Annotated in this window: 18 protein-coding genes; 6 read left to right on the forward strand and 12 right to left on the reverse strand. The window is 42.3% G+C overall.

Annotated elements, in window-relative coordinates:
- Positions 1–44: 44 nt before the first annotated feature.
- Positions 45–1,589, reverse strand: coding sequence for a cellulose synthase family protein (locus LEP1GSC192_RS12940; protein ID WP_036090155.1), 1,545 nt, complete (start codon positions 1,587–1,589; stop codon positions 45–47).
- A 543-nt stretch (positions 1,590–2,132) separates the two neighbouring features.
- Here LEP1GSC192_RS12940 and LEP1GSC192_RS12945 point away from each other — a divergent pair.
- Complete coding sequence (locus LEP1GSC192_RS12945) at positions 2,133–2,864, forward strand: motility protein A (protein WP_036090091.1); 732 nt, start codon at positions 2,133–2,135, stop codon at positions 2,862–2,864.
- 166 nt (positions 2,865–3,030) lie between these two features.
- On the opposite strand, the gene LEP1GSC192_RS12950 is transcribed toward LEP1GSC192_RS12945, so the two are convergent.
- The 3 genes from LEP1GSC192_RS12950 to LEP1GSC192_RS12960 all read right to left on the reverse strand — a co-directional run bounded on the left by LEP1GSC192_RS12950 (position 3,031) and on the right by LEP1GSC192_RS12960 (position 6,668).
- Positions 3,031–4,662 (reverse strand): hypothetical protein, encoded by a 1,632-nt coding sequence (locus tag LEP1GSC192_RS12950; protein WP_020770341.1) that lies wholly within the window; start codon positions 4,660–4,662, stop codon positions 3,031–3,033.
- Between the two features lie 6 nt (positions 4,663–4,668).
- Positions 4,669–6,150: a potassium/proton antiporter gene (locus LEP1GSC192_RS12955; RefSeq protein WP_036090158.1), complete on the reverse strand. Its 1,482-nt coding sequence runs from the start codon at positions 6,148–6,150 to the stop codon at positions 4,669–4,671.
- A 179-nt stretch (positions 6,151–6,329) separates the two neighbouring features.
- A complete protein-coding gene (locus LEP1GSC192_RS12960; protein WP_020770523.1) occupies positions 6,330–6,668 on the reverse strand; it encodes a DUF1292 domain-containing protein in 339 nt (112 codons plus the stop codon).
- 186 nt (positions 6,669–6,854) lie between these two features.
- On the opposite strand from LEP1GSC192_RS12960, the gene LEP1GSC192_RS12965 reads away from it, so the two are divergent.
- On the forward strand, positions 6,855–9,341 hold the full coding sequence (locus LEP1GSC192_RS12965) for an ATP-binding protein (RefSeq protein ID WP_020770449.1): 2,487 nt from the start codon (positions 6,855–6,857) through the stop codon (positions 9,339–9,341).
- Between the two features lie 232 nt (positions 9,342–9,573).
- Here the strand turns inward: LEP1GSC192_RS12965 and LEP1GSC192_RS12970 are convergent, their stop codons facing one another.
- Genes LEP1GSC192_RS12970 through LEP1GSC192_RS12985 form a run of 4 tightly spaced genes read right to left on the reverse strand, consistent with a single transcriptional unit; the run spans position 9,574 to position 12,248 of the window.
- A complete protein-coding gene (locus LEP1GSC192_RS12970; protein ID WP_020770539.1) occupies positions 9,574–9,864 on the reverse strand; it encodes an HNH endonuclease in 291 nt (96 codons plus the stop codon).
- Positions 9,861–10,853: a type I phosphomannose isomerase catalytic subunit gene (locus LEP1GSC192_RS12975; protein WP_020770335.1), complete on the reverse strand. Its 993-nt coding sequence runs from the start codon at positions 10,851–10,853 to the stop codon at positions 9,861–9,863. Before LEP1GSC192_RS12975 ends, LEP1GSC192_RS12970 begins: the two co-directional genes overlap by 4 nt.
- A gap of 6 nt (positions 10,854–10,859) precedes the next feature.
- Entirely contained in the window at positions 10,860–11,528 is a 669-nt protein-coding gene (locus tag LEP1GSC192_RS12980) for a J domain-containing protein (protein ID WP_020770352.1), read from the reverse strand.
- Between the two features lie 27 nt (positions 11,529–11,555).
- Positions 11,556–12,248: a hypothetical protein gene (locus tag LEP1GSC192_RS12985; protein WP_020770431.1), complete on the reverse strand. Its 693-nt coding sequence runs from the start codon at positions 12,246–12,248 to the stop codon at positions 11,556–11,558.
- Between the two features lie 118 nt (positions 12,249–12,366).
- Between LEP1GSC192_RS12985 and LEP1GSC192_RS12990 the strand changes: the two genes are divergently transcribed.
- On the forward strand, positions 12,367–12,699 hold the full coding sequence (locus LEP1GSC192_RS12990) for an STAS domain-containing protein (RefSeq protein WP_008595407.1): 333 nt from the start codon (positions 12,367–12,369) through the stop codon (positions 12,697–12,699).
- A gap of 3 nt (positions 12,700–12,702) precedes the next feature.
- Here LEP1GSC192_RS12990 and LEP1GSC192_RS12995 read toward each other — a convergent pair whose 3' ends face one another.
- Positions 12,703–13,326, reverse strand: a complete 624-nt coding sequence (locus LEP1GSC192_RS12995; RefSeq protein WP_020770434.1) for a hypothetical protein — start codon at positions 13,324–13,326, stop codon at positions 12,703–12,705.
- 35 nt (positions 13,327–13,361) lie between these two features.
- On the opposite strand from LEP1GSC192_RS12995, the gene LEP1GSC192_RS13000 reads away from it, so the two are divergent.
- On the forward strand, positions 13,362–14,294 hold the full coding sequence (locus LEP1GSC192_RS13000) for a bifunctional riboflavin kinase/FAD synthetase (RefSeq protein ID WP_020770533.1): 933 nt from the start codon (positions 13,362–13,364) through the stop codon (positions 14,292–14,294).
- A gap of 53 nt (positions 14,295–14,347) precedes the next feature.
- Here the strand turns inward: LEP1GSC192_RS13000 and LEP1GSC192_RS13005 are convergent, their stop codons facing one another.
- Positions 14,348–14,905, reverse strand: a complete 558-nt coding sequence (locus LEP1GSC192_RS13005) for a hypothetical protein (RefSeq protein ID WP_020770481.1) — start codon at positions 14,903–14,905, stop codon at positions 14,348–14,350.
- A gap of 221 nt (positions 14,906–15,126) precedes the next feature.
- Between LEP1GSC192_RS13005 and LEP1GSC192_RS13010 the strand changes: the two genes are divergently transcribed.
- Both LEP1GSC192_RS13010 and LEP1GSC192_RS13015 read left to right on the forward strand, forming a co-directional pair.
- Positions 15,127–16,872, forward strand: a complete 1,746-nt coding sequence (locus tag LEP1GSC192_RS13010) for a SpoIIE family protein phosphatase (RefSeq protein ID WP_020770293.1) — start codon at positions 15,127–15,129, stop codon at positions 16,870–16,872.
- Positions 16,869–18,659: a SpoIIE family protein phosphatase gene (locus LEP1GSC192_RS13015; protein ID WP_020770302.1), complete on the forward strand. Its 1,791-nt coding sequence runs from the start codon at positions 16,869–16,871 to the stop codon at positions 18,657–18,659. Before LEP1GSC192_RS13010 ends, LEP1GSC192_RS13015 begins: the two co-directional genes overlap by 4 nt.
- Here the strand turns inward: LEP1GSC192_RS13015 and LEP1GSC192_RS13020 are convergent.
- Both LEP1GSC192_RS13020 and fliD read right to left on the reverse strand, forming a co-directional pair.
- On the reverse strand, positions 18,656–19,624 hold the full coding sequence (locus tag LEP1GSC192_RS13020) for a hypothetical protein (RefSeq protein ID WP_020770471.1): 969 nt from the start codon (positions 19,622–19,624) through the stop codon (positions 18,656–18,658). The genes LEP1GSC192_RS13015 and LEP1GSC192_RS13020 overlap by 4 nt on opposite strands.
- A gap of 30 nt (positions 19,625–19,654) precedes the next feature.
- Positions 19,655–21,598: a flagellar filament capping protein FliD gene (gene fliD, locus LEP1GSC192_RS13025; protein WP_020770410.1), complete on the reverse strand. Its 1,944-nt coding sequence runs from the start codon at positions 21,596–21,598 to the stop codon at positions 19,655–19,657.
- Between the last annotated feature and the right edge of the window lie 5 nt (positions 21,599–21,603).

A 21,603-nucleotide genomic window follows, 5' to 3' on the forward strand; every position in this document is an offset into this window, starting at 1 on the left:
GGGAGTCAACCCGTTTCCTCGCCTTTTGTATGACGGAAGCTGTGTCAGGCTTCCTGAGGGATCTCTTCCTGAGACGCGTTTCTTGCTTCTTTGTATTTCCAGGTGAATTCTTGGAAAGACTTAAAGGCAACGAAGAAGAAACCGATCCCATAGATCAATAGGAAGCCCACGATATAAGGACGTCCCACTAAGAAAGATAGCACAACGGAAAACACACAATAACAACCCAATAGGAACTCAAGAACTACATGGAAGTCCAAAGGAACGGTATATTTCAGCCTTTCTTTCAGGGAATCCGAGTTCTTTTCGATCCTCAATTTAGGAGTTCTTTTGAAGGAAGATTGGATCCCTAAAACAGCTTCGAGCCAAGCTCTGGTGTTTACGATCGCGATCCCTGTTCCGATCATGATCAGGATCGGAAGATATACTAATCTCTTTTTCCAATCTTTGTATAATGTCTTTTGTGAGTATGCGTAGAAGAATAGAGGTCCAACGGAACCGATGGAAAGTACCGCTGCAGTTCCGGACAATACTTCCAACGGAAGATCGTAGAAACTGAAACCTGACCAGTATTCCATCAATAATAACGGAGCGCTGAATAGAATGTTCACGATCATGAGAGGGTGAACAGAATAATTGATCAAGTGGGTCACAGCCTCAGCCTTGGTTTTCCAAGGTAGGTCCGCTTTCCAGATACGAGGAAGAAGTTTCACTGCAGTCTGGATGGAGCCCTTGCACCAACGGAACTGTTGGGACTTGTATGCGGACATCATTGCAGGAATTTCTGCAGGACAAACCACATCTTTAAAATAACGGAACTTCCAACCTCTTAATTCTGCGCGGTAAGAAAGGTCGAAGTCTTCGGTAAGAGTATCATGCTCCCAACCGCCAGCATCCTCGATGGTTTTCTTTCTCCAAGTACCTGCAGTACCGTTGAAGTTCATCCAAAGTTTGGAACCGTTCCTTGCTACCTGCTCGATCATAAAGTGACCGTCGATACCGAAACTTTGAGCTTTGGTTAGAATATTATAATCTGCGTTGATATGTCCCCAACGTGCTTGTACCATTCCGATCTGAGGATCGTCAAAGTAAGCCATGGTTTTTAAGAGGAACTCAGGATCCGGCATGAAGTCCGCATCGAAAATAGCGATGAAGTCCCCTTTGGAAACTCTCATTCCTTCGTCCAAGGCGCCTGCCTTATGGCCGACACGATTGGTCCTGTGAAGGTGATGGATATCGAAACCCTGGGCCTTGTATTTTGCCACTAAGGAAGCGGCTTTTTGGATGGTCTCGTCGGTGGAATCATCCAGGACTTGGATCTCTAATTTATCTTTAGGATATTTTAATGCGATTGTGGAGTCGATCAGACGATCTACTACGTAAAATTCGTTAAAAATAGGAAGCTGGACGGTGACTACCGGAAGGCTCGGATCGTCCAAAGAAAGGTTTCTGCTCGGGTCTGTATCACAATTGGTGTTGTACTTTTTGTACAGATACACCATGATATACGTGTGAATTCCAAAGAAAAATAATCCTAGAATATCCAGGGCGTAAATTCCCAAAAACAGAACAGTGACTACAGTGAGCATTTGGGACAAAAATTTTGGAAATACCCAAAAAGTCAATGGATTTTGCAGCGCAACATTCGGAGCGAACTTTTTCGTTCCGAAATTAAATTGATCCTCATTCGGAAAAAATCCTCCCAAACCCTAAGGTCCGAGATTTGAGATCCGATATTCTAAATCGGATGGACCTTTAGCCTCCCTGGCTAGAGTCAATCCACTGCGAATTTTCACTTTCTTGTAGAGGGGATGGACGAAACCGTCCCTTATTTTTTGCCTCCCCTTTTTTCTATGGTTTCGCACGGAGAACACAGAGCTCACTGAGTTTATACGCTTACAAATCCAAAATCTTCTCCTCTTTGCGACTTGGCGTGAGAAACAAAATTCCGTAGATTTGGGATCACGCAAAGGCGCTAAGATCGCTCAGGAATTTTCCCCCGCCAGGGATCGACGCGGGCGTCGCGAAGCGACCGAAGCGGAGAGCCCGGTCGCCGAAGGCGAGGCGGCCAAACTTCCCAACTTATCGCGAAAAGACTTGTCTCTTGGACATAATCTGCCTAATTTGCTCCCATGCGTTCGGCCATCTTAGGTTTAACTGCCGCATTTGCCTCGGTTTTATTAGCAATCTTACTGGAAGAAGCGCATTTTCTTTCCTTTCTCAAACTATCCGCACTTGTATTGATCATCGGAGGAACTGCCGGCGCAACATTCGCAAGTTATTCACCGGAAGAATTTGCAAACCTGATCATTCACTTGAGAGAATCTCTTTTTCCAAAAAGAGATTTTTCTCTTTCCGATGTATTTTTGGACTTTGCGGAGAAGGCTCGCAAGAACGGATTACTATCTTTGGAAGATCAACTCGCAGCAGTGCCCGACGCATTCTTAAGAAAAGGAATCCAACTGATCGTAGACGGAACTGACCCAAGAGCGGTGGAAGAAATTTTATTCGAAGCAGCGGAAGGCCAGGAGAATAAGGAAACCCGCTCCGCTAAAATTTTAGAAACTGCCGGAGGATTTTCTCCTACGATCGGGATCATCGGAACCGTGATGGGACTTGTAAGCGTATTGGAAAATTTAGGAGCCGGAACAAGGGCTCTCGGAGAAGGGATCGCTACCGCATTCATCGCAACTTTCTACGGAATCGCATTTGCAAACTTAGTGTACTTTCCATTGGCAAATCGTCTTAGGACCTGGGCATTTTCCAGAGATAGAAGAAGACAAGCAATCATCCGAGGAATTATTTCTCTACAAACGGGAGACAACAGAAGGATCCTTGTGGAGAGAATGGCGCCGTTTTTGTAGGAATTCCTACGGACAAGAGGGCGCCCCCACCCTGAAGGCTTGGGTGGAGGAGGAGGGCCCGTGGGAGAACCCTTGCCCCCTATATCATAAAATTCTAATCTTTTCAATTAAATTTTCGAGGCATTAGCCTGTTGGAATTCCTACATACTAAAGTAATTTTCCCTTATTAGATCGAATTAATCCCCGAATTCTTTTTACGATTCTCCTCTTCCCACATTTTATTTTCACGAACCTCATCTATGAGATAAACTTCCTTATATTTTCGAAAAGAACCAAACTGGAATTTCCAGAACAATTCCCATCTCCTGGAATCGAACACTTCACCTCTTGTCAATATATTCAAAGAATCATAATATTCTTTCAGCTTAGGATCCTGGATCTTATTTTCGCCGGACTCGACGGACTCAAAATAACCGGAAGGTAAACGTCTGATCTTATGACCTACCCTTCCTTTTCCCTGAATCCGAGAAAGGAGAGGATCACCTAAAGCTACTATATCGATTATATATTTATCCGGCAGAAAAAATCCGAGTATACCTGTATTATATTTAATGAATACTTTTTGCTCGGTCGAAGGGAAAAAGGGCTTTTTATTCGCCAAACCGGGGAGTAAAGAATCCTTTTTATTATACCATGCGAGGCCTGTCCCGGGATAATACCAAAGTTTTTCGTCTGCAATCTCACCTTTACCTAAAATCCAAGGGTTTTGTTTCACCTGTTGCTTAACGGAATGCACCGGACTGGAGGATAGAAAAATATTATAAATAATTAAAACAGATCCCAGAATATAGATCTCTTTTTTATCCAGATTCTCCAGCCGCACTAATGCGATCCCTAAAAGAAAGATCACATAGGTAAAAAATCTCCCTGCCATAAAGTCTCCACCCACAAAGACGATATACGCCAAATAAGGTAAAGAGAAGCAGAGAGAAGTTACAATAGGACCGGAACCTTTCCGCGAAAATACTCGGACAATCGCCACAATCGGAAGAAATATAAATACGATAGGATCCCATTTTAATTCGAAAAAATAATATTGCAAACCCTGCAAAAGTATCTGGGCAAAGGAATCTTCCACATTTGTTTTGGAATAATATGTATTCGGCAAAAGTGAACCGTAATAGAAGGCGGAAAATAAGAACCAAAAAACCGCAGGCAAACTGCAAAGAACAATTTTAGAACTTAAAGAAATATTAATCTTCCCTTGTTTCCATTCCTGGACAAAAACGATGAAAAGCGGGATCATAAAAATTAAAATAAAATCGATCCTGGAAACCAGACCAAGGCAAGCAAGAAGGACCAGGCTTGGCAGTTTGGATCCCAACCCCTCTTCTTTTTTAAAATACAAATAGAAGAAGATAGCCTCTATCAGGTAGTTTAAGGAATTCTCCAACCCTGAATAGGAATAATCCACGAAAGATCTAGACGACAAAAGAAATCCAAAACCTAACCAAAACGAAACCGAAGAAACGGAGATCTTTTTTAAAAAATAAAATGCGAAAACTCCCCAAACAAATGAACTAAAAAATGACCAGAACACAATATTCTGATACAAATAATAAAAAGGAGAAAGTACAAGGATCAATAAGGGATTTGTAAACGCCTGTACACGTTCCGCGATATTCCAGCGTAATCCGAAACCGTTTGCCAAATGATCTAAAACTCGAAAGCTGATGAACGAATCATCGCTTAACCAAGCGTTTTGATACGAAATATAGGAGAAAATAAAAAAAATTAAGGCTAGTTCAAAGTAATTTGATCGAAAAATTTTCTTCCAATCAAAGCGATCCAATATCATACGAAGTCATACTTCCTTTTTATCCCCCATTCTGGAAAGGATTTCTCGGATCTTATCTTCCGCACCTTCCGGAGTTAACACCAGAAGAACGTCCCCATCTTCCATTTTGGTCTTACCAGTCGGAACCAAATGAGAATCTCCCCTATAGATCAAGGTGATCAAAGAATTTTCCGGGAAATCCAATTCGTAGACGAACTTGCCTACCGACGCCGAACCATAAGGAACGATATATTCCAAAAGTTGTGTATCACTTTTTTCCTTGTTCTCGAATTCGAATGGATAAGAAGCTCTTTGTTCCAAAGTCGCTTCTAGTCCTAACACTCGCACTGCAAACGGTATGGTAGATCCTTGCAGCAATAAAGACGTTAGAACCGTAAAGAAGACTATATGAAAGATCATCTCCGATTCGGGGAGTTGTTTTGCAAAAGGAAATGTCGCCAGGATAATCGGAGCAGCTCCCCTTAACCCCACCCAAGAAACCAAAAGTTTTTCTCTCCAGTCTACTTTAAATCCAGTTAGAGCCAAAAACACAGCGGCCGGTCTTGCCACCACAATTAGAAAAATTGAGAATGCGATTCCGAGAATTGCAACGGAAGGAATTTTAGAAGGAAAGACTAGCAGTCCTAAAGTTAAAAACATTACAATCTGCATCAACCATGCAATCCCGTCCATAAAACGAACATTACTCCGTTTATGAACGAAGGATCTGTTCCCGATAATAATTCCAGCGATATAAACCGCCAAAAACGGGTTTCCCCCGATCAGATCCGTAGCCGCATACACAAATAGAACGGAAGCAGAAAGTAATACCGGATACAATCCTTCGTAATCCAGTTTGATGCGGTTCATTCCTCTATAGATCCAATATCCTAAAAGTAATCCTAGGATAATTCCCAAACTAAATTGTTGGAAGATGGTCCAAGCCAAACTGTCCCAAGTGGGAGAAGAAGTTCCTACAAAACCTAAAACGGAAGTTGTCAATAAGACCGCCAGCGGATCGTTACTACCTGACTCCAATTCTAAAAGAGAAGTGAGTCCTTTTCTCATACCGATATTACTGGTCCTTAGAACGTTGAATACCGCCGCCGCATCTGTAGAAGATACGATCGCCCCCAAAAGGAATCCGATAATCGGGTCGAAACCCATTACAAAAATTGCGAATAAGGCCACGAATAAACAAGTAAGAAGTACTCCCAAGGTTCCGAGAGAAATTCCTTTCCAGAGTACCGGTTTTACCTTGGTCCAATCGGTTTCTAAACCGCCCGAGAACAAGATGAATGCTAATGCAATGGAGCCAACTTTACGGGTAAGATCAGCGTCGTTAAACCAGATCATTAGAATGCCGTCTGAACCAGCCAACATTCCGATCGATAAGAAAATTAGTAGAGAGGGAATTCCGAATTTTGTGGAAACACGCAATAAGCCTATGCTCAATATGATGAGGCTCGAGAGAGCTAAAATTTGAAACTCGAAGTTAAGAGCGTTCAATTCCACTACGATAGATTATAATCCGTTGAAAATTATGCGATTTCTTTTTTTATAGTCCGCGCTAAAACTTAGATTATCGATTTAGTTCAATTTCCGAGCTTCAAGAATCTGAACCATTTAGGACAGGGTCTTATATGAAAAAACTATTTTCAAAACAAAAGTTAAGACCATTGGACCCATTAGACAACATCCGAGTTCAGTTCATACAATAAATCTTTCAACTCTCTGGGGTCGGTGACTTCTACCAATCTATCTTCTCCGAATTCGTCCGCTTCTATCTTCACGGCAAAGTATCCGAAACTTTCTTCTCCTTTTAAAAATCCCACATCCAAATTGATGAGATCTGTTTCTTCTTCCGTAGAAGGAACGAGTAAAAAATATTGGTGTTCGTCTAGTTCGACTACTTCTCCAACGATGAACGAATATGGATTTCCATCCTCATCCAACAAATGTAGCAATTCTTCTCCCAGCTCCTCATGGTCTGTGGATTCGGTTTCCTGATCGTAAGATTCCAACATAAAGATCGCTTCCTTATGTTAAAGATCGGCTCAAAAAAGGATCCGGCTTTGCCGTAAAAGGTGGACAAACTCGAAAATCCGCCGTTTATAGGATGAAATTCCGTCAATCTTGGCGGAAATTTCAAATCTCCACTTGCAAAAATCTTAAAGATGCCGCATTTGGTGATACTCCGGCAACGAACAGATATGCATTCGAGTCGCGTAATTTTTCCGATTTTTATTTTCTGCCTTCTTCTCACCTGGAATTGCGGAAGGATAGATTATGATTTGGGAGAAATTCGGGAAGGTAAGCTGGATGCGTCCACCTGGGACCCGAGTAAAACCATCCTTTCTCTCAGTGGAGAATGGGAACTGGTTCCCGGAAAATTTTTGGCATCCGAACCGGAGCCGGGGCAAATCCAAGAGTCGGTATATGCGCCGATTCCTCAGATCTGGAACGAACTGACAAAAGACGGAAAACTATTATTTCCGAATGGTAAAGGTTTCGGGACCTATAGTCTACGTCTGCAATTGCCCGAAAATTGTCCTGAACTGATGTTAAAAGTTCCCGATTTAGGAACATCTTACTCGATCTATGCGGATGGAAAACTTTTGGAAACCGTTGGCAAAGTGGGAAAGACTCCCGAAACTTCCGTGCCATTCCTCCAAACTTCTATCGTCATCCTTCCGAAAGACCTGAAAAAACTGGATTTTGAGATCTCCAATTTTGCCCATATCAATGGGGGTCTTTGGTTTACCCCCGAGATCGGGATACCTTCCCTCATATTAAGAAAATTGCATTATAGCCAGGCAATAGACATGGCAAGCTCTGCCGCGGTCTTGGTACTTGCGATCTATCAAATTATGGCTTTTCTAAGAACAAGAGAAGAAAAAAGCCAATTGTATTTTGCTTTATTTTCATTAGCTTCCGTATTTCGGTTTTTCTTAACGGGGAATAGGCTTTTTAATTATGTATTTCCCGAAATTCCCTGGGAGATCAGCTATAGATTAGAATACCTAAGCACCTATATTTTATGTTCGGGGTTTTTGTCCTATTCTGCGACCGCGTTTAAACAGGATTTCCATCCCAAAACGGAAAGGATCTCCCTGATCATATTATTAATTTTCGCAATTCCCACGATAGTCCTGCCTGCGGAATACTATGCCAGATTACTTTTTCCTTTCCAATTTACGATTATCATCGGCGGAGCTTACACTCTATTGGGATGTGCAAGAGCGGTAATCCATGCAAGACCCGGCTCCAGATTTTTCCTGGTAGGGATCTCCTTTATCATCATCGCCGGTGCAAACGATATCCTGGCCTCGCACTATATATTAAATAACAATTATATACTTGCCCCGGCGATCTTTTTATTCATATTCTTCCATAGCCTAGGATTTTCATTCTCCTTCTCTCGGGTTCTAAGAACTTCTATGGAAGCGGAGAAGGGATTACAAATCGCAAACCAAAATCTAAACGAGTTAAAAACGGAATTAGAAAGCAAGGTGGAATCCAGGACGATCCAGCTCACCGCCGCCAAAGAAAAAGCGGAATGGGAAGCCAAATATAGATACGACTTTCTGGCCATCATGAGCCATGAGATCCGCACTCCTTTGAACGGGTTATTAGGAACTTCTAATCTTCTTTCGGAAACCTCCTTGACACAAGAGCAAAAGGAATATGCGGATATAATACAAGCATCGGGAGAAAACCTTCTCCACTTAGTGAACCAACTATTAGATCTTTCTAAAATAGAGAACCATCGTTTTGTCCTTGAGATCCTACCCTTCGATCCATTTGCAGTTTTACAAAGAGCGGCAAGAGTGGTAAAGGCCAGGGCGGAAGAAAAAAGGGTCTTAGTGGATATCTCTTATCCGGAACACCACCCTGGGATCTTCTTAGGAGATGAAGGAAGGATCCAACAAGTACTCTTAAATCTTTTGAGTAATGCGATCAAGTTTACCGGCTCCGGTGGAAAGGTCTGCCTTGGAGTTCGTTTTTATGGTGAAGACCTTTTCTCCCGTGTATTAGAATTTTGGGTAGAAGACGACGGAGTCGGAATCGCAGAAGACCAAGCCGCAGTATTATTCGAACCTTTCGTGCAAGCGGATTCTTCCGTTGCTAGAAAATTCGGCGGAAGCGGGTTAGGCCTAACCATCTCCAAAAAATTGGTGGAACTTATGGGGGGAAGTATTCGGATCACAAGTTCTCCGGGTAAAGGATCCAAATTCTCCTTTTTACTTCCCTTCCCTCAAGAAGAACCGGAAAAACAAGATTTGGAAGAAGAGGCAGCTCCGCCTATCGTTCTACCTCCGCTCAAAATTTTACTTGTGGAAGACCAAGAATTTTCTAGAAAAGTTGCATTTGATATTCTCACTAAATTAGGCATGAAGGTACATTCTTTAGGAATGGGAAAGGATGCGATCGCTCAATTGGAGAGAGAGACCTATGAGATCATACTCTTAGATATCGATCTTCCGGATATCAGCGGCGTAGAAGTTTCCAAGAAGATCAAGGAGACTTTCGCTCATCCTCCATATCTTGTGGCCTGGACAGCTCACGCTTTGCCCGGCTCGGAAGAGTTTTTCCAAAGCTCAGGATTCGATTCTTATCTCAAAAAACCTTCTCTCAAAAGGGATTGGATCCTATTCCTAGAAAGATATGTGCAGAGTAGACCCAAACCAGCAGGCTAATTCATTAAAAATGTACAATATACTCTCCATTACTTTCGTATTATTTATCTTTTTTGGATCATCCAATTGTAATTCAGGAGGAAAACAGGACTGTAGCAGAGCCACTCCAAGTGATAAAAAAACCTCGGAAATACTTCAGGCCGCTTGTTTAACGAACCGCAACGATCAAAATGTTTGTAATCTTTACCTGTTGGAAGCGGTTTACCATGCGCATTGTTGGTAAAAAAGAATATCAAAACTCCTCGAAAGGAAGTTTGTTCTTCTTAGAATTATTGCAATCCTTACATGCAGGGACCAAGTTCGCTTTGATCGATTTTCCCCCTTTTGCCAAAGGGATCAGATGATCCATTGTAAGTTCGTCCGGAGGAAATTTTTTACCGCAATAATAACAGATTCCGTCCGCTTTCTTTTTTCTCCACCAAGAAGTTTTGCGTAGTTCTTTTGCGATCTGTCTTTGCTTTTTGATCTCGGATTCGCTTACCCAAAGAAGCGGCTCTTCCGAATATTCTCCAGGTCCGTTCATGGGGAAGTATATTGGATCCAATCCGAACCTGGACCGGACCAAGCCAGACGTAAAAAAGAAGATTTAGATTCGCAGATCACCCCTTCTTTAATCCCGGCAGCGGTGACTAAAACGGTATCTCCCGTTTTTAGATCCAGATCTTCTAGTTTACATTCTCCACTTAAGATCATCAAAATATGGAACACAGGCTCGGAAGAAAAAGGAGGAAGTGCAAACTTCTTACTAGAATCGATTTCTAAAATTTCCATCCGGAACTTATCGTTTGCAGTTAGGACAAAACGATTGAATTCGAAAGAATCGATTCGTTTCGGACTCAGCCTATCCTGAGGATCAGCGGAAGAAAAATCCAAAACATCCAACGCTTTTTTGAGATGTAACTCTCTAGGTCTCCCGTAATCGTACACTCTATAAGTTGAATCGGATGATTGTTGGACTTCCATAAGAAGGATGCCGCCGCCGATTGCGTGTATCCTGCCGGGATTCAGTAGAAAAGAATCCAATTCTTTCACTTCTACTTCGTTTAGAATTTCTTCGACTCGGTTTGATTGTACGTATTGTGAAAATTCTTCCTTACTGGTTTGTTTGGAAAATCCACAAACTAGTTTGGACCCCTTATCCGCTTGTAAAACCGTCCAAGCTTCTTTTTTACCGGCGCTTTCCGGATCAAACTTTTCCGCATACGCGTCGTCCGGATGGACTTGTACGGATAATTTTTCTTTAGCGTCTATGAGTTTGATCAATAATGGAAATCCTTGCCCTTTAAATGGTTTTCCAAGAACCGATTCGTAATCGGATGTATATACTTCTCTGAACGTTTTTCCGGAACATTCTCCGTTTGTAATTTTGGAAAGGTCGGAACCGTAATCCGAAATCTCCCAGGACTCTCCTATATCTCCCGAAGGGATAACACGCCCCAATACGGTTTCTAATTTTCTACCACCCCAGACTTTTTCCTTATAGATGGGCTCGAATTTGAAAACCTTCTGCATATATGCCTATTTTTTTTGACCCTGGAAGAGTTCAATTTTAACTTTTAAGATCCGCTTCTTGAAATGAGTAAATACGTCGGGACGAAACCCGGATAGATCTAAGGTATAGATCCTACCAGGGACTAAACTCCCCGGCTCCGGGCTCCATTTTAGGTACCTGTAACTCTTATAACTTCCCTTTCCTCCGCAGGAAGCGCAGTTCAGGTCCGAACCTCTACATTCCGGACAGATAGATCTGACCACCAAAGGAATGGCTGCGAATATTCTGCCTAGTAGCTCTTCCGGTTTGAGACAGATCCGAATATCATAATAGATGCCGGTGTATTTTTTGCGATCCCTACTTCTCATACCGGCGCGAAGAAGTCCCCTTCTTGCAAATTCAACCGCTTGTGTAGCGAATACAATCCTGGAAGGTGGGATTAAATGAATTCCATTTTTTGCATGTTCTTGTTTCTTTCTGATTTTGAATTCTTGATCGAAACGAGAACGTTCTTCCGGTTTGGACAGTACCTGGTAGGATTCCAAAACTTTTAAGAAGACCGGTTCGGAACCCGTTAGTCTATTGTCCGGATGAAAAATTTTGGCGAGCTCTCTATATCTATGTTTGATAGATTCAGGACTGGCACCGTAATTCAGACCCAGAACCCGATAATGATCTGTCCAGGCTGAATTCATGGTAAAATTTTAGACTCTAAAAACGATTTAACGATTCGAATTATATTCCTGATAGGAACCGCCGCCTTCCAAACCGTCCAGCATGGTATCCACATCCTTTCTGTCTGCTCGGATCGTTCCTTCCACATATTTATCTATTGCTTGGACCACTTCCGCAAGATTGTCACGATAAGAACGGACGAATTTGACTCTTTGGTTCGGGTTCCGAATATTTCCTAGATTATATACTTCTTCTTTTATGCCGGCATCCGTTTTTCTTTTTACAACCAAAACAATGCTAGTGATATCCGAGGCAACAACCTTCTCGTTTTTTAATTCACCGATCTCGTCATTGACCGGTCTGAGCTTAGTAACCAGGGATTTTCGGGTGATAAACCGGACTCCATCCAGTTTTAGAGAACCTTCTCCCCCTGAAACTTTTAGATAAAACTTTTTATCCACCAAATATCTATCACGGACCGGGAAATTGAAGTTTTCCATCGCAGGTACAAACTGGAAATACTCATTATCAATAATTTTTTTCCTTCTACTCAGGAAAGGGAGCATATCTTCTATTCTTTTATGAAAGTCCTTGATGTCTTTTGTTAGTCCTTCAATGTCCCTGACCTGTGTGGGCTCGTAAGGAAGAATTTTGATCTGACCGTCCTTCTCAAAATCCTGAGAAAATATTTCCCAACTGAATAAGAAGATCAAAAGAAGTAAGATAGCAGGTTTCTTCATTCGTATGATTCCGGACGATTTCCTATATTTAATGTCGTCCATTCCGTCAAAAAGCCCGGATTTTTCCTAAAAATTCGTTGAATTCCGGCCGGATTCTACGAAAAGGGAAGGGACCAATATGGAAATCAGCATTAGAAAATCCAGCGAAACAAATATAATCAGCCTTTCCGGGAGCCTGGACATCTATACGTCCATAGATCTCAAAAACTTTTTCGAGCAGAACATTGATCGAAATAACAATAACGTTGTGATCAACCTGGAAAAGTTAAATTACATCGATTCCTCTGGGATCGGAATGCTGATTAAACAATTGAATTATGTCCAAGAATTGAGCGGAAAATTTTTCATCGCAAACATGAAACCTGCGATCGAAAAAGTTTTCAAAGTGGCGGGACTGACTTCTTACTTCCAAACTCTTTCAGAGTCCGAATTCACCAGCCAGTTTCCCTGATATTCAAGGGTATTCCGGGGCAGAGTAGGACAAAAACACGTCCCAAACTCCCCAAAACCTCCCCTTTTCTCCCGCGAGTGGCGTAAGATTCAAATTCAATCTGCCATCCCTCAACTCGGCTGGATCCACCGTAATGTAAACAGGAGGATTTCCAGAGTAGAGAGACTTGGAATATAAGTTTGTGTCCGGAAAACGGATCGTTCTTTTAAGAGTTCCATTTGCGGAAATTCTAAGCTCTCGATCCGGTAAAATTGCTGCGTTCTCCGTTTTAGAAAAGTGGGTTAGATCGAAATAAACGTAGATAATGTCTTTTTTATTCGGATCAGCAATCAATAGGATATCCAACCCGGTCTCAGGGACCATTCTACATTGATTATCGAATAGTCGGCCTGTCCCCGCTCCGGGAGCCGGATCTTTTCTATCCGGAGCTAATTTCAGACCGTTATGATAGGCCCATATAGAAAGTTCGGGGAAGGTCTTATAATCTTCGGAAATATAGTTTTCTCCCCCCATCGGTTTCGAGAAATTCTCAAAATTTTTCGTTTTCCGATTTTCCTGACTGATCGGACCCTGTCCGGCAGCGGCAAGAATTAAGAATAAGAGTATTGCAATTCGGTGCCAGTCCATCTTTTTAGAATATCGACCGTCCTTTGGAGAGAAACTTGAAAATTCTTAGAAGTCTGGAGAACTTAAAAAGCAACCTAAAGACTTCCACAGTTGTAACTTTGGGGAATTTTGACGGGATCCATCTGGGCCACCAGGCTCTTTTAGAAAGAACCAAGGAAATTTCCCTGGAAAAAGGCCTCCCCTCTTGTGTGGTCACCTATCACCCCAATCCCGCTTTGGTCTTAGGAAAAGACAAGGATTTAGGCGGGATCACCACTCAGACGGATAAAGAAAATTTAATAGAATCTTACGGGATCGATTGGCTTGTAGTTGTCCCATTTACTCTGGAATTCGCCCAAATAGAAGCGGAAACGTTCCTAAAGGAGATACTGATCGATCAATTGGGGGCAAAATCCATCTTGATCGGATTCAATCATTGTTTCGGAAAAGGGAGAAGAGGAGATTACGATCTTCTCAAAAAATACTCCTCCGAGTACGGGTACGATTTGGAAAAATTGGAACCGGTATTTCTCGGCTCTACAAAACTATCTAGCTCTTATATTCGTTCCTTATTGAGGGAAGGTAAGGTAGAAGAAGCGGAAGAATGTCTTGGTCGAGAATTCTCCGTCGCAGGAAGGGTAGTCCAAGGCCATAAAAGAGGAAGGACCATAGGATTTCCTACCGCCAATGTGGAACCGTTCCCTGAGTTGATCCTGCCCGGAGTCGGAGTTTATGCAGGGAGAACCGAGATAGAAGGAAAAACCTATCCTTCTATGATCAATATAGGAAATAATCCTACGTTCGGTGATCAATCCGTCACATTAGAAAGTCATATATTCGATTTTTCGGACGATATCTATGGGAAGAAGGTAAACGTAATTTTTACCAAAAAGATCAGAGAAGAGATCAAATTCCCGGGTGTGGACGCTCTTGTTTTGCAATTGAAGAAGGACGAGACTCTTTCTAGAAAAATACTGCAAGAACGATAAAAGGAATATGGAGCTGGCTCCTAAAAGCCGGTGCAGTTTTTCATTACGTTTTCTTAAAATTTAAATCCGCCGAACAAAGGGATTCCCTTCCTTCCCAAAAGAATCCCCTCCAAATCCTTGGGAGGAGTGTATCGCAGAATGTTTGTAAATAAATACGCCGGAATATGATCCGACCAGGTCGGCACAGATTGGAAGAATGGGTCCCAATGTAAAGAGTCCGATCCCTCTTCTTCTTCCCAAACGATCTCTCTGCCGGAAAATTCCTCGAACCAAGACTTTAAAGAATTAAGTAAATTCGATTTATTTAAAATACTGATCCCTTTTGGAAATTCCAGAAGATATTTTGGGGAATATTTTGTCTGACAGGACTCGTTGGAACATGTGATTTCCCTGATTTCCTCTAAAAACGCGGCCCAATCCCTAAGCCTCCCTCTGGACTTATTCCAAGGAGTTTTACCGGATACACCGCATACCGGGCAAATACATACCGGGGTAAGAGTTACTCCTTTCAGGGAGAGTATAGGGGCCTCTTTAGGTAGATAAGATATTGATTCTTGGATCAAATAATCGGAACTAGGTTCCATCGTTCCTACCGGCTCCAGTCCACTCATTCGATTTTCCCCTTAGGCCGCGACAGAGCGTTAGTCGAGTCAACCCTATATACAATGTCGTCTAACGCAATCTATTTTCTTAATAAACAAAACCTAATTTTCTTGGATTTTGGACTTTCTAAAAACTGCTGTTTTCCTGCCTAAAAAAGGTCCGTCGACAAGTCATTCGGGATTGATTCCGAATTAGGACCCGGTTAGGATGCCTCGGAGCGTCCGGGCTTATGAATTATTACCTTTTTCTGCCAATAAGCGCTCTAATCATAAATACTCTTCTTATTTCTTACGTTTTCGCGAGAAGGTTCCGAAGTTCGGTCATTCGTGATTTTTTACGTTTCGTTTTGTTCTTAAATCTCTGGTTAATTTCTTACATTTTATATTGGAGCATGCTTCCTCCGGAATGGATGACTCCTATTTTTAAACTTTCTTGTTTTACCTGGATCCCGGTTGGCCTATTATTTTTGGAAACCGTATATGGATTTTTAAACATTCGTTCGACAATACTTTTACCATTCTTTCGTTTTTCCGTAGTGCTTACAATTTTTCTGACCGCTTCCACAGATTGGATCATCAAAGGTTCTATCTTGTACGATTGGGGGTACGAATTAGAGCCTGGGATTTTATTCGTTCCGTTCAGTTCGATTGCTGTCAGCGGCCCTGCAATCTGGGGGCTTTATCTTCTTTTAAAAGAAAGATTCAGGACAAAACAAAGAAAGATCAGACAACAATTAAATTACTGGATAATAGGAACTACGATCGCTTTAGGAATCAGCGCATACACGGAGTTATTTAACTTGGACGAACAGGGTAGATTTTTATTCGTTCCTTTGAGTCCTGCCGCAATCAGTATACAGGCATTCTTCATTTTTATTGCGATCACACGTTATGGCTTTTTAAATATCAGTTTGGAAAGGATCGCAGTAGAATTATTCCGTGATATCCATGATGGGATCATCCTTACAAAAGAGAATCATGAATTCTTTTTTGCAAATCAAGCTGCAATCGCGATCTTAGACGGTTCTCCTTCTAAGGAAGGTCTATTCAAACCGGAATGGCATTTTGCAGGTTATAGAGAAGAACAGGATCATATTCCCAGGGACTACCAATTGTTGAATAACTCGGTTATTCAATTCATAGAACTCACTGTCTCAGAGATCAAGATCACTGAGAATGAATCAGGGACTCTCTATCTATTACGGGACATCACTGAAAAAAAGGCGGCTCAAGAAAAGATCCATCAATTATATTCACAGATCGTAAACGACCTGGAGATCGCAAGGGTTACCCAGGCATCTATCATCACTCAGAAGTTTCCGGACAAGGGTTCTTATAGGATCCATTCCTTTTTCGAACCCATCGACAAAGTGGGAGGGGATATGTTGAGAGTGATAGAACATTCCGAAGAAAGAGTGGATATACTCTTTGCGGATGTTTCCGGTCATGGGATCGCTTCCGCCATGGTAGGCGGAATGCTTTCTATCGCATTCCAGATCGTATCGGATAAAAAACTTTCTCCTAAGGAAAGTTTGTCCGAGATCCACGAAATGCTCTCCAAGGTGGTATTACACCATCATATCTCTGCGGTCTATGCGAGTTTTTATCCGACTGAAAATAGAGTTAAATTCTCTTACGCGGGACATCATCCTATGCTTGTTTTCAGAGAGGGGAAAATTTACCCTCTGGAAGGAGAAGGCAGGATACTACTGGCAGTTAAGGAATTACACCTAAACGATTACCATTTTGATCTACAACCTTCCGATAGATTATTATTCTACTCAGACGGTTTATACGAAGTAAAAAACGATCTGGGAGAAATTTTCGGTTACGAAGAATTCTTGGACTGGATCCAAGGGATGGCGGATAGAGACACTCGCTCTCTTTTGGAAGCGGCCCACCGAAAAGCATTGGAATTCGGAAACGGAAAACATAACGACGATTTGGCGATGCTCGCTTTGGAAATACGACCATGAATCCGTACCTGATTCTTCCATTATTCGCATTATTCATCAATCTATGGTTGTTCACCTATGTTTTGGCCCTCAAAGGAAAACATAAGGTAGTTCATTTGTATCTATTATATTCCGGAGCATTAAGTTTTTGGATCATTTCCATCATATTATACTGGTCCTTCTTACCGTTTCATTGGATGACTTGGGTCTTTAAGATCAGTTCTATTTCCTGGTTATTAGTCGGGCCTTTATTCTTGGAGTTCGTATTCGCGTTCTTATCAAAAAATCCGAATATAGTTTTATACCTCTTGCGGGGACTGGCTCTCGCAATTTTCCCGATTACATTGACCACCGATTGGATCATAGCGGGTGTAGAAAGAAAATACTGGGGAGACATGCTCGTCCAAGGACCTCTGTACGTTTACGGTGTCAATCTGCTCATAGTTTCTCCTCCGGTATATGCGATCTTTCTATTGATTTTCGAATCCAGAAAAGAAGAGATCGGATTCAGAAAACAATGTTACCTTTTGGCATTCGGAACACTTTTATCTTCGGTACTCGGATTTTTGACCACCGTACTTCCGAGGATACTATCTAACGGAGATCTACATTATCCTCCATTGAGCGGAAGCGTAAGCGTGATCCAATCCGCCTGCATATTCATAGCGATCGCAAAGTACGGATTTTTAGAGATCCGATTGGAAAAGATCGCCCTTCAATTGTATTCAAAACTAAGAGAAGGAGTGATCCTTTTATCCGCTTCCGATGACCTATTGTATTGGAACGAAAGTGCAAAAGAAATGTTAGGTTTTCCTAAAATAGCAGCCAATCCGGAAAGACTGGATCTTGGAAAATTTTTAGAAGGATTTACGAGAAGGCCCTTTTCTAGAATGGACTTCAAAAGAAAATTTTCGGAAAAAGATCGGACCTACTCCGAAGAAGAGATGTTACCCTCCTCCGATTCGGTATATTTAGAAGTCTCTAAATCGGAGATCCCCATCTCAGGAAGAGACCTAGGAAGAGTGTATGTCCTTAGAGACATCACGGAAAAAAAAGAAGCTTCGGAAAGGATCAACATGCTCTATTCCAGAGTGATCCGGGATCTGGACATAGCAAGAGAAGTGCAAAATACGATCACTACTAGGGACTTCCCCACTTCCGATAAATTCAAGATATTCTCCTATTTTCGTCCTTACGATCGTGTAGGTGGAGACGTTCTGAATTGTTCCGAAAGTGTAGACGGAAGCCTTGAGATCCTATTCGCAGATGTTTCAGGACATGGGATCTCATCCGCAATGGTGGCAGCAATGGCTTCCATCTCCTTTAACGTATTTTCCAGAAAAGGAAGTAAACCTAAAGAAGGGTTACTATTCACAAACGATCTACTTTCCTCCGTTGTAACACAACATTTTATCTCTGCGGTTTTCCTTAGATATAATCCAAATACAAGAATATTAGAATATAGTTATGCAGGTCATCATGCAGGACTTCTTCTCAGAGACGGGGAAACTTTGGATCTAAAAGGTAAAGGAGGGGTCTTACTTGCGGTAGGTACTCCCATTTTGGAGGATTTTCAGGTACAACTCCGTCCGGGGGACAGGGTACTATTGTATTCCGACGGTTTATTCGAAGTCAGGGGCTCGAAAGGGATTCCGATGGGAAATTCGACGCTTGTGGAGGCGGTAAAAAAACTTTCATACCAGGATTCCGACAGTCTGATCCGCTCCTTAGTATCCTATTCGGAATCCTTCGGAGACGGGATCATGACGGACGATCTAACCTTATTCTGTTTGGAAATTACCGGTTAAACTGCTAGCGAATCCGCTTGCTCTTTTACCTTTTCCAAAAATGGAAGGAATTCGTCTAAAACGGCAGGGATCTCATACTCGATAATATCTCCCGCACGAATTATATCTTTTTCTTCCAAAGCAAGTGCAACGGATGCCAATGTATCGTTTAAGTCGTTTGTCTTTTCTTCAAAACTTCTTTCCGCAATCTGGATCTTGGAGAAGTCCATACCGGGAAGTTTTTGTCTCAAAGTTATAAACGAAGTCAGGAGAACATTGATTTGAGAAACGGATTGTGTTAGAAGATGAGTCGCTACTTCGTCTTTTCCAGCTTGATAACTTTCGTTTACTTTTACGAAACTTTCTTTTAATGCAGGAACAGCCTTGATGAAAGTATCTAAAATTTCCCTCAGAGTAGGAAGTTCCAGATCCAAAACGGAAGCTCTAGCGACCAGATCCATTACGAATAATTTTAGATCTCTTAGGTATTCCAAAAATTCCTCGATAGCGGTAGTTCCGTCGAGCTTGGAAGAATTATGGCTCAACGCATCCAGTATCTCTCTTACCGTGGATCCGGTACCCATTGGCTTGATCTGATCGTATTTTAGTTTTAAAAGTTTACCAGCCGATTCCAAGAGACTGCGGATCCATTCAATCCCGTCTCCTAGTTCCTTGGATTCTTTTTCGGTCAGGGAATCCCTGCCGAGTAAAGTGGTTCCCACCTTATCCACATAGGAATCCAACTCATGGAGAGAGCTGATCAGAATATCCAATTCTTCTCCTACAAAAAATTCCATTTTGGAAACATTTGAAATGGAAGAATCACGCATTGTGTTCTGGGTAAATTCCTCCCCGTCCACAACGCAGGACAATAAAAATTTACCGTTAGTTTCAACCCAACGACGTACAGCGTCGAAAACCTCCCCAAGGTTCTTTTCATTTTCGATGACGCTTTCCAATTTTTGCTCGTTTACGAATATTTCCACGGTGATTCCTCCGTTTATATTATAATTCCTTTATTTATCGTCTCCGCCTTGTCCCCTACTGAGATTATTGTTCAGATAGGATCCTACGGCCTTGTTCCTTCCCACACCCTGCTCCATATACAGGAATTTCTCCTTGAGTTTTTTTTCGTAACTCATCAGGTGAGACTCGAAGTTTTTGATCTTCTTATTATTATCGGAGACCTGTTCTTCCAATAACTTGATCTTGCTTGTTACCAGTCCGCCCGCAAACTGCGTATAAGGTTTCAAATGTTCCACCAGGTTCACGCCAACTCCCGTGTCCATCCTGGCGTCGGAATTGGTGTCTTGGGCGAATAAATGGCGGACTGCATCCGGATTCTCCGCAAGTTTTGCGGCTAATTTCGCTTCGTCTAGAGTTAGAAGACCTTCTTGGATATCGGCCCATTTACTTCCCACTTCTCCAGTCGAAATTCCAACATCGGAAAGAGTCCTGATCTCCGAATTCGGATAAGCGGGAAAAGAAGAAGTGGTAACGGTTTTCATACCCGCAACCAAACGAATGACGGAATTTTCTCCGGCCAAAATGCCGGTTTTCGTTTTTCCTTCCCAGAAAGATCTGGTAATATCCGGATCTTCCAGTTTAGAATCGCTGATCCCGCCTTCCCTATTAACAGCGGTGGCATCCTTGGAGTATTTTAGAACATTATTATATGCTTCTATAAATTCCTTGATCATACGGATACCTTTTGCGGAATCCACTTTGATATCGACGCTCGCCGGACCACCTTCGCTCTTTTTATTCAAATTCAGAAGAACTCCGTCCAAAACATCGGTTAGACCCTCGTTTTTAGGTCGAGTGATCTCAATTCCGTCTACCGTAAAAACCGCATCCTTTGCTTCTACGATGGTCTTTGCGGGTTTAGCACCGTTGAACTCCGCGGGAAGAACGAATCTGAAATTCGAGAATTCCTTCTCCTTTCCGGTTTGGTTGATTACGATTACCTTATGGATCTTTTTGCCGTCCATATTGGACTTAAAAGTAATACGAACCTTCCCTTCCTTATGATAAGCCTGTTCTAAGAATACTTTATCTTGTTCGTCCTGATCGTAGATCACACCTAAGGAAATCGTTTCCTCTTCCTCCAAAGGTTCGGAAAGAGTAGCCTCGATCCTTGCGCCCTTCTTTCCTTCTTTCGCATCTATATGGAATTGGAAAGCTTGTTTAGAGCTTAATTTGATCTTAGAAGGTTCTTTTTTCTCCGGGTCCGCAGGGATAAAAGTAGGTTTTGCATTCGCAGTCATACCGTACTTATCCGGTTGGAATGGATTTGTTTGGCTCGCTTCCCATGGAAGATAAAAAGACTGAGGAGGATCCTGAGGAAGCATTCCTCCCACAAGAGAAGCCGCTTTAAGTACCCCGTTCGGATCGTCGAACTTCAATTGATTATCCTTACCGGATTGAGAAGCGGCTAACGTTAGAACCGTTTTATCCTGATCCACTTTTACAAGCGTAGGTTGTATGATCCCCGCAGCCGCGGTTCGAACGGTAAGATATAGATCTCGAATGGTCCCTCCTTGGAACTCAATCTCCTTCTCTATCTCTCCGGAAAGGATCTTAAATGTCCCGGCAGGGATCTTTCTCTCCGAATCGATAGGATCGCCCGAGATCTGATGAAATGTAGCAAGCTCTTTCACTTCTATCTTACGTTTACCGCTGCTTGCAGAACGTGCAGCATCACCGGTGATCACACCTTCCGGATCGGAAACGATAGACTTCGTCGCAAAGGGCGCCGTAAAAGAAATAATTTCTCTCGTTTTATTTTGGAGGTCAGTAGTAAGAGTTTTAAGATCGGACCACGCCTTAACCTGGGCCTGATTGAAACCGTTTTGTTTTTCCAAACGGCGAATCGGCTTTGCTTCTAGCTCTACCAGTTTTTTTACGATTTGGTTCGTATCCTGGCCGGAACTCAATCCCGGAATAGAGAATGCGGGCATAGTCC

The sequence above is a fragment of the Leptospira sp. B5-022 genome (genome assembly GCF_000347035.1).
GTDB lineage: Bacteria > Spirochaetota > Leptospiria > Leptospirales > Leptospiraceae > Leptospira_B > Leptospira_B cinconiae.

Coding starts and splice junctions, on each gene's coding strand:
- LEP1GSC192_RS12980 (WP_020770352.1), bottom strand. CDS start 11,528: ATGAATTCAGCCTGGACAGATCATTATCGGGTTCTGGGTCTGAATTAC.
- LEP1GSC192_RS12965 (WP_020770449.1), top strand. CDS start 6,855: ATGCATTCGAGTCGCGTAATTTTTCCGATTTTTATTTTCTGCCTTCTT.
- LEP1GSC192_RS12970 (WP_020770539.1), bottom strand. CDS start 9,864: ATGAACGGACCTGGAGAATATTCGGAAGAGCCGCTTCTTTGGGTAAGC.
- LEP1GSC192_RS12975 (WP_020770335.1), bottom strand. CDS start 10,853: ATGCAGAAGGTTTTCAAATTCGAGCCCATCTATAAGGAAAAAGTCTGG.
- LEP1GSC192_RS12960 (WP_020770523.1), bottom strand. CDS start 6,668: ATGTTGGAATCTTACGATCAGGAAACCGAATCCACAGACCATGAGGAG.
- LEP1GSC192_RS12995 (WP_020770434.1), bottom strand. CDS start 13,326: ATGGACTGGCACCGAATTGCAATACTCTTATTCTTAATTCTTGCCGCT.
- LEP1GSC192_RS12985 (WP_020770431.1), bottom strand. CDS start 12,248: ATGAAGAAACCTGCTATCTTACTTCTTTTGATCTTCTTATTCAGTTGG.
- LEP1GSC192_RS12950 (WP_020770341.1), bottom strand. CDS start 4,662: ATGATATTGGATCGCTTTGATTGGAAGAAAATTTTTCGATCAAATTAC.
- LEP1GSC192_RS12940 (WP_036090155.1), bottom strand. CDS start 1,589: ATGCTCACTGTAGTCACTGTTCTGTTTTTGGGAATTTACGCCCTGGAT.
- LEP1GSC192_RS13010 (WP_020770293.1), top strand. CDS start 15,127: ATGAATTATTACCTTTTTCTGCCAATAAGCGCTCTAATCATAAATACT.
- LEP1GSC192_RS12990 (WP_008595407.1), top strand. CDS start 12,367: ATGGAAATCAGCATTAGAAAATCCAGCGAAACAAATATAATCAGCCTT.
- LEP1GSC192_RS13005 (WP_020770481.1), bottom strand. CDS start 14,905: ATGAGTGGACTGGAGCCGGTAGGAACGATGGAACCTAGTTCCGATTAT.
- LEP1GSC192_RS12945 (WP_036090091.1), top strand. CDS start 2,133: ATGCGTTCGGCCATCTTAGGTTTAACTGCCGCATTTGCCTCGGTTTTA.
- LEP1GSC192_RS13015 (WP_020770302.1), top strand. CDS start 16,869: ATGAATCCGTACCTGATTCTTCCATTATTCGCATTATTCATCAATCTA.
- fliD (WP_020770410.1), bottom strand. CDS start 21,598: ATGCCCGCATTCTCTATTCCGGGATTGAGTTCCGGCCAGGATACGAAC.